Annotated in this window: 7 protein-coding genes; 1 reads left to right on the forward strand and 6 read right to left on the reverse strand. The window is 32.9% G+C overall.

Annotated features, from left to right (window positions below; translation table 11 throughout):
* Positions 1–46: 46 nt before the first annotated feature.
* From OCV48_RS13025 to OCV48_RS13035, 3 genes are all read right to left on the reverse strand, one after another.
* On the reverse strand, positions 47–913 hold the full coding sequence (locus OCV48_RS13025) for an RHS repeat domain-containing protein (protein WP_147592176.1): 867 nt from the start codon (positions 911–913) through the stop codon (positions 47–49).
* Between the two features lie 462 nt (positions 914–1,375).
* On the reverse strand, positions 1,376–1,939 hold the full coding sequence (locus OCV48_RS13030) for a manganese efflux pump MntP (protein WP_021982293.1): 564 nt from the start codon (positions 1,937–1,939) through the stop codon (positions 1,376–1,378).
* Between the two features lie 430 nt (positions 1,940–2,369).
* Positions 2,370–3,863, reverse strand: coding sequence for a CotH kinase family protein (locus tag OCV48_RS13035; RefSeq protein WP_262559880.1), 1,494 nt, complete (start codon positions 3,861–3,863; stop codon positions 2,370–2,372).
* A 164-nt stretch (positions 3,864–4,027) separates the two neighbouring features.
* Between OCV48_RS13035 and OCV48_RS13040 the strand changes: the two genes are divergently transcribed.
* The gene (locus OCV48_RS13040) at positions 4,028–4,909 is read left to right on the forward strand and encodes a sigma-70 domain-containing protein (RefSeq protein ID WP_021982291.1); all 882 of its coding nucleotides are present in this window, start codon (positions 4,028–4,030) and stop codon (positions 4,907–4,909) included.
* Between the two features lie 71 nt (positions 4,910–4,980).
* Here OCV48_RS13040 and OCV48_RS13045 read toward each other — a convergent pair whose 3' ends face one another.
* The 3 genes from OCV48_RS13045 to OCV48_RS13055 form a co-directional block, all read right to left on the reverse strand.
* The gene (locus OCV48_RS13045; RefSeq protein ID WP_147592178.1) at positions 4,981–5,916 is read right to left on the reverse strand and encodes a hypothetical protein; all 936 of its coding nucleotides are present in this window, start codon (positions 5,914–5,916) and stop codon (positions 4,981–4,983) included.
* Positions 5,917–6,182: 266 nt separating this feature from the next.
* Positions 6,183–7,124 carry a transketolase family protein gene (locus tag OCV48_RS13050; RefSeq protein ID WP_147592179.1) on the reverse strand — a complete coding sequence of 314 codons (942 nt, stop codon included), beginning with the start codon at positions 7,122–7,124 and terminating at the stop codon, positions 6,183–6,185.
* Positions 7,112–7,948, reverse strand: coding sequence for a transketolase (locus OCV48_RS13055; protein WP_021982289.1), 837 nt, complete (start codon positions 7,946–7,948; stop codon positions 7,112–7,114). Before OCV48_RS13055 ends, OCV48_RS13050 begins: the two co-directional genes overlap by 13 nt.
* Positions 7,949–8,210 lie beyond the last annotated feature (262 nt).

Genomic DNA, 8,210 nt, shown 5'->3' on the forward strand with positions numbered 1-8,210 from the left:
CTACTTATTTTTACAACATATATAAATTTTTATTGCCTATTTTATATCATGATACTCTCATAAGCTTTATAAACATTATTATTTTGTATATATACTCATTCATCTTCATCGCTCTGCTATTCACGTTATCTGAAATTTTTTCAAATAACTTCCTTGCCGTCATATATGGCGTACTTGTTGCGTTATTATTTACACTGAAGCGATTTGTATTATTTGTTTTACTATCTCTATATGTTTTATTAAGTGTGGTATCATTACCTGTATTCTTTACAACCTTACTGTCTGTTTCACCATTAACAGAATTTTTGCTCTTATTATTTTCATTATTCTCATCGTACTGTTTTATAATACTCAAAACACTATTAAATGGCTGATTTAACACATTGTCATTTCTTGCCTGTGTCCGCTTTGTCTTCTCTATTACCTGTTCTATTCTATTTTCAGCATTGTTCTGCTGTTTCTTATCCTCATACTTTTTAGTTGTTTCCGACTCTTTCTTTGTTGTTTCCTGGTTCTTCTTTGTTGTCTCTGACTCTTTCTTTGTTGTCTCCTGGTTCTTCTTTGTTGTCTCTGACTCTTTCTTTGTTGTCTCCGGATTCTTCTTTGTTGTCTCCGACTCTTTCTTTGTTGTCTCTGACTCTTTCTTTGTTGTCTCTGACTCTTTCTTTGTTGTCTCTGACTCTTTCTTTGTTGTCTCCTGCTCTTTTTTTGTTGTCTCTTTGTTATACACCTTTACACTAATTAAATTACCATTCTTATCATACTTATATTCTGTATAACTTCCATCATCATGTACAACTTTTACTAATCTGTTTAATTTGTCATACTCATAAGTTTCTGCTGATACACATATCCTTGCAGACACAACAATAATAATTATGACAAAAATCATAATTAATTTCTTATTTTTCATAACTAATCCTCATTTCCGGGTGTCTACCCACTCTCTCCAATGTCTCCTACTTTTCGACATTATTTCCTTGTATATTACCATTTGTCCTTTTTTATGTCAAATAAATTTTAACGGCAAAGCTCTTCTTTCGAACCTTGCCGTCAACATTTTTTATATATTTAGTTAAAACAATTACAATTGCAAATGCCTGAAATACTACGACTCATACAAAATTTCAGACACTTTTCTCCACTTAACTTCCTGAACTCTCATAATTTCTAAGCCCTCTGCTCCATATAAATGTGCCTACTGCAAATACGGCTGTTGCCGCAAGAATTATCGCAGCACTTTGTACTTTTTATTCATCTCTTTAATGGCCTCTCTAATCTTTTCTCATACTAACACGTCAAAAACTCATTATCAAATATAAAATCACGTAAGTCCTTACTTTTTTGTAAAATATTTATAAGCTAAATCTATGCCTTAGAAAATACCTAAATGCTCTAAAAGAATTTTTATACCCAGCAAAATAAGTATTATGCCACCAGCTATCTCTGCTTTAGCTTTGTATTTTGTACCAAATATATTTCCAATGCCTACACCTACTGCCGATAATATAAATGTAGTAATTCCAATAAATGTAACTGCATGAACTAAATTCACTGACAGAAATGCAAATGTTATACCAACTGCTAATGCATCAATACTTGTAGCTATAGCAAGCATAAACATTGTCTTAACGTCCAGATTAGCCTTAACTTCTTCCTCGTCATCTTTTGAACAGGCCTCTTTAATCATATTGGCACCTATTATCCCTAGAAGAACAAAAGCTATCCAGTGATCAATCGCTGTTATCTGGTTCTTAAACTGTACACCCAGAAAATATCCGATTGTTGGCATTAATGCCTGAAATCCTCCAAACCACAAGCCTACAATCGCCATATTTTTAAACTCTAGTTTCTTCATTGCAAGTCCCTTACAGACTGACACAGCAAATGCATCCATTGATAATCCTATAGCTAAAATCAAAAGTTCAAGTATTCCCATTTTCTTCCTCCGTATCTCTTCTTTGCTTAGTCTGATTACGGTATAAACTCATATAATGTCTGCCTATATTTATAAGCATAATGTACCTTTTACACCTTAATCTTAATTCCAGAGTTTCTTAATAGTGTTTTTTTATCATTTAATGTTCAAAAAACAAAGTGGACAAGTCCACCTTAATTTCTCTGTTAAAATTCTTTATCAAATAATAAAAGACTCGAAGAATCTACAATAGCTAATCATTCTCTGTTAAACGATTAAGATACCACAGATTCCACGAGTCTCGTTATTTAAGATAATACCAGATTTTCATCATTATGTTGATATTATCACAACTATTGTTGCTAACTACTCCCTCAGTGGGAATATATAAATGAATTTTAACACAGGGCATTATTCTACTATAATTGTCTGTAAATGTAAAGGTCTATTTTTATCCCTCTTTATATGCTTCTAAGATTCTCTTGGCATATTCTGAAAATGACATATTAGCATCATCACCACTTGTAAATTTTCCCTCTAAACTAAATTTAAACATATCATTATCTGCATTTGCAAATTCAATTGATGGAACTACAACAGACTCGTAATTCTGCTTAGCAGTTTCATAGTATTCATTAAATTTTGCATCTGTAAGCCAGTCGCTTTCAGCAACTTTCTTCAAAGCATCGGCATATGCATCTTTAAAATATGCATCATCTCCAAGAATTGTTTTTGTAATAACAGGATTTACCTGACTCCTGCCTGTTGATTCACAATCTTCAGAGTATGGCGAAACATCTGTCATACCTGCGCCCTCAGGATTCCAGTCATATGTCATTCCAAAACATCTGTCATTATCATATGGTATAAAAATTGCTTTTCCCGAGTCTTTTAAGAAATATAGATAATGATTATTATAATTATTTCTTATATCATCCGGATTACCGACGAAATAACTTACTGCTAAAAATTTAACCAGATAATCAGTATCCATTATACTTTCTAAATCTTCCTTAGAAACATCATTTTTATTCAAAACATCCAGCATATTAATAAGTGTGCTATAATCTGAATCTTTCTCATTTGTCTTTAAATCATAATTATAGAATTTACCAGCATCTTTATCCTCTATGCCATAAGTTACAGATGATTTTATATAGTTAACAGGCCTGAATGTCCAGCCACATTTATATAAATCCCCACCCTGTTCTGATTCAGGAAGATTTCTCTCTATAAATATCTTATCCACAGGTTCATAGATATTAACTACACCATAATTCTCACCATTTATCCCTAGTGAACATAAATTTACATGCTGTGATAACACACCCATATCCCTGAACATGTCATTTGCATATATCTCTCTTATATGGCTGTCATCATAACACCTGTTCCATTTGACCTCCATACCCTTCAAAGTTGCAAATCTTCTGTCTTTTCTCGCCTGGCGTTCCTCTTCACTATTCCATACTTTCGCATCTTCTCCGTAGTATTCTTCATTATCGAAAGTCTCGTTAAAGCTCAGACGGTAATGTGAAAGATTAGGTTCTCCGGTCTCTTCATCATATACAGGAACTCTTGATGTATTTCCTTTAAGACGTATGCCCACCTCTTCAATCTCATACACCTCATCACCTATTGAAATTACAACTTTCTCTGCCATTCTGTAAATAGGTGATTTTGAGTTCTTCCTATCATATTTCTCATAATCTTCCTGAATCTTATCCAATTCCTCATCAGATATCTTAATCTGTATCGAAACAGGATTATTTATATCAAATAATTGCTCATACAATTCATTTTCATCAGAAATATCATTATCAACCTCCGTTGAATTATCTTTCTTCGTTGGCTTCTCTTTATCATTTTTATTATCTTTCCCACAAGCTGATAACAGACATACCACTAAACACATCACAAGTAAAATCGACACTCTTTTCTTCATCTTGAAATACCTTTCCTTTCCTTGATTCTCATAGTCAATCAAAGCATTATACACTATATTTTCACAAATCATTCCTTGCTTTATTTTATCATTTACGATAGAATAAAGCAATATTGAAAATATCTGTAATCACGTTTTTATAACCTACAGGATATATTATTCAAATGAAAGGATATGAATCAATTATGAATGAAAATGAAAAGAAATCTCAATTTCACGAGGCTTTATCATTTCTAGTAGAATCAGCAAATATAAATAATGGCTCACTTACCATAGATGAAATCAAATCAGCTCTTAATGATGTAATAACTGATGATGAACAATATACGCTTGTATATGATTATTTACTTGAGAATAAAATTTCCATCAAAGGTTATGTTCCTATTGTAAAAAAATCTCCTGCTAACATTTCATATAATGAAGCAGAAGATGGTAACGCAGATATATCTGAAATAAATGTCTCCACTTCAGTGGACGATGCCAAAGAAAAGACATTTGTAGATATGTATTATGATGACCTTGAAAATATGGTGGTGTTAACAGAAGAAGAGGAACTCATTCTCTTAGAAAAGGTCCTTGCAGACACTTCGGACAAGTTATCTCTTAACAGTCTTATTGAGGGTAATCTTAAAACTGTCATTGAACTTGCAGAGGATTTCAGAAATAAAGGTGTCTCTCATGGCGACCTCTTACAAGAGGGTAACTTAGGACTTATGGAGGGAATTCTCACTTATGATGGCAAGCTTCTCCTTGAAGAATTTCATTCTCATCTTGAGAATTCAATACGAAATGCAATAAATGATGCTATCCTTGAACAGAATGCTTCAAGCCGAATTAATTTTCATGTTGCTGACAGAGCAAATGAACTTGACCGTGCATCTATCGCATTAAGCAAAGAATTAGACAGAACTCCTACCCTGGAAGAACTCGCTAAATACCTGTCACTTCCTGAGGATGAAGTCGAACGTATTATGAAAATGTCACTTAATGCTCTGACAATTGATGAGAGCAATATTGACGGAAATAATATTACACCTGAGGTATAACGATGCTAAAACTCCCCGACAAACTCTATGTCTGTCGGGGAGTTTTAAAATTATACTAAACTATCATCTAGTTATTTATTCTCATCTATAATCGTTCTAACTTCATCAATTGATTTGTCCGTTGCAAGCGCAATCTGTTCTAATGTAAAATTATTGTTATACATATTTATTATAATCTTTACTGTATTCTTTATAATCGCTCTTTCTTCAATACCCTCGCCAAGATTACACATACTATACACTTCCTCTCTAATATCATTCTCTATTGAAATATTATATTCTTTCTCTATAATGTTAAGTTTTTCATTCTGTGAAATACTATCCGATAATAAAGCTCCCAATAGACGATGAAGCTCATATTTTTTCTCAAATTGCGGCAAATCCTTCGACAGTCCTATTATCACTATATTTAACATATCTAACTTGCCCGACCATTCATAATTTCCTAATAGCCTGTCATTAATAAGATGATAGCAATTCATACTGTTTTCTTTCATATTCATACATATCCATATTGATACAACTCGTTTGATATCATCATAATTCATATTTATGAAGTCTCTCTCTTTTTGAGATGAGACCATTCGACACACATAAAATATTGCTCTGTTTAATATATTATAACCTATCGGCACATCTTTTTGTGCTTCAACATTTACAATAATCTGTGATAATCCATCTTTCATTCTAACATAAAATATAATATCAAACCTTACCAATCCCTCGTTGATTTCTAAATTCTCTGTATTTATTCCAATAATTCTTTGTTTTTTAGAATTCTTCTTATCAATATTGGTAAGTCCCGGTTCTACAGGTACGATACCTATATAAGGCTCGCCCTCTATATAACTTACTACTTCTTCAGGATTCATCCCCTTGAATTCATCTACTGTATTTACCAGTATATGTGCCAATATACTTTTCTGTGCTAATAAACGTTTAGCCCTCTCATCATATTGAGTTTTGTCATTAGCTGATTTTAATGCATTTCTTATCTCTGTATTCAATAACGTACCTCCTTATAAATCTATTTTCTCCCTAACAAATATATAAATTTATTATATGAGTTCATTATAAAACAATTTATTTTTATCATCAACTTACTTTTTATAATTACACATAATGTTCACAATTAATAAATTATATGCTAAAACTCCCCGACAAACTCTATGTCTGTCGGGGAGTTTTAATTATCAATATATAAATATTACAATATATTTTTTATCTAAATAATATATCATAATATTTTAACGCCATTTATATTATAATTGTCTTATGCTAAAAACTCTTTAACTGATGCATATATACCCTCGCCATCAAGTCCATATTTATGAACTAATTCAACTGCCGGGCCTGACTCACCATATCTGTCATTTATGCCTATCTTTTTAACCTTTACAGGATATTTCTCTGAAAGTACATCGCATACAGCACTTCCAAGTCCACCTATTATTGAATGTTCTTCAACAGTTACAATTTTGCCTGTCTCTTTAGCTGCATTTATAATAGTTTCCTCATCAATTGGTTTAATTGTATGCATATTTATTACTTTGGCTTCTATTCCATCTTTAGCAAGCATTTCAGCGGCTTCAAGTGATGTCGAAACTGTAAGACCACTTGCTACTATTGTTACATCTTTTCCTTCTCTTAATGTAACTGCCTTACCTATCTCGAATTTATAATCAGGAGTATCATTTATTACTGGAACGGCAAGTCTGCCAAATCTAAGATAGCAAGGACCTACATATTCATAAGCTGCTCTTACTGCTGCTTTAGCTTCAACATAATCTGATGGATTAATAATTACCATACCTGGAATTGTTCTCATTAATGCGATATCTTCATTACACTGATGTGTTGCTCCGTCTTCGCCTACAGATATTCCTGCATGTGTTGCTCCAATTTTGACATTAAGATGAGGATATCCGATTGAGTTACGAACCTGTTCAAAGGCACGTCCTGCTGAGAACATTGCAAATGAACTTGCAAAAGGAACCTTTCCTGTAGCAGCTAAACCTGCCGCAATACCCATCATATTACATTCAGCAATACCACAATCTATATGTCTCTCTGGAAATGCTTTCTTGAATACACAGGTTTTAGTAGCTTCAGCTAAGTCAGCATCTAAAACAATAAGATTATCAAATTCTTTTCCTGTTTCAACTAATCCGTCTCCATAGCCTTCTCTTGTTGCTTTCTTAATTACTTCTGGCATAATGCTGCACCTACCTTTTCTAAATCTTCCATTGCTACTTTGTACTGTTCATCATTCGGAGCGCTTCCATGCCATTTAGCCTGATTCTCCATAAATGAAACATCTTTACCTTTAATACTCTTAGCAATAATAGCTGTTGGACAGCCTTTTGTAGCTCTTGCTTCATCAAAAGCTGCTTTTATCTGTTCAAAATTATGTGCATCTATATTGATAACGTGGAAGTTAAATGCTTTGAATTTCTCATCAATAGGATATGGTGAACATACCTCATCAACTGAACCATCAATCTGAAGATTATTATTATCAACAATAACAACTAAATTATCAAGCTTTCTAAATCCGGCAAACATTGCTGCTTCCCAGACCTGTCCCTCTTGAATCTCGCCATCACCTAAAAGTGTATACACTCTATAGTCTTCATTAGATAATTTAGCAGATAAAGCCATACCTGCTGCTACAGATATTCCCTGTCCAAGTGAACCACTTGACATATCAACACCAGGTGTTCCTTTCATATCAGGATGTCCCTGAAGATATGAACCAACTTTTCTAAGTGTTGTTAAATCTTCAACTGGAAAATATCCTCTGTGAGCTAATGTTGAATATAATGCTGGAGCAACGTGTCCTTTTGATAATACAAATCTGTCTCTGTCTGCTTTCTTAGGATTAGCAGGGTCAATATTCATTTCTTCAAAATATAAATATGTCATTATATCTGCTGCTGATAATGATCCACCCGGATGTCCCGATTTCGCACTGTGAACAGCCGTTACTATGCCCTTTCTGATTTCATTTGCCTGTTTTTTCAGTTCTAAAACTTCCATGATTACCTCCATTACTTTTTGAAAAAAGTACCGAATTTGTCTATTCCGCATAAAACTATAACACATAAACTTCCATTTATCAATGAGATAAACGGAAGTTTTCGTAATAAATCTATATATTCAATAATCTTTTTTAATTGATTTCCAGTCCCTCTTATTTCTGTCATTTAAATCTAATTTTGCATAAATTATTTATCACTATCTATGCCTGCTTATTCCTCTATTGTTATTGTGTCTATTGATTTATCCATTATTTCCTTTA

The organism is Bovifimicola ammoniilytica, from assembly GCF_025567085.1.
GTDB lineage: Bacteria > Bacillota > Clostridia > Lachnospirales > Lachnospiraceae > Bovifimicola > Bovifimicola ammoniilytica.

Coding starts and splice junctions, on each gene's coding strand:
- OCV48_RS13025 (WP_147592176.1), bottom strand. CDS start 913: ATGAAAAATAAGAAATTAATTATGATTTTTGTCATAATTATTATTGTT.
- OCV48_RS13030 (WP_021982293.1), bottom strand. CDS start 1,939: ATGGGAATACTTGAACTTTTGATTTTAGCTATAGGATTATCAATGGAT.
- OCV48_RS13035 (WP_262559880.1), bottom strand. CDS start 3,863: ATGAAGAAAAGAGTGTCGATTTTACTTGTGATGTGTTTAGTGGTATGT.
- OCV48_RS13040 (WP_021982291.1), top strand. CDS start 4,028: ATGAAAGGATATGAATCAATTATGAATGAAAATGAAAAGAAATCTCAA.
- OCV48_RS13050 (WP_147592179.1), bottom strand. CDS start 7,124: ATGCCAGAAGTAATTAAGAAAGCAACAAGAGAAGGCTATGGAGACGGA.
- OCV48_RS13055 (WP_021982289.1), bottom strand. CDS start 7,948: ATGGAAGTTTTAGAACTGAAAAAACAGGCAAATGAAATCAGAAAGGGC.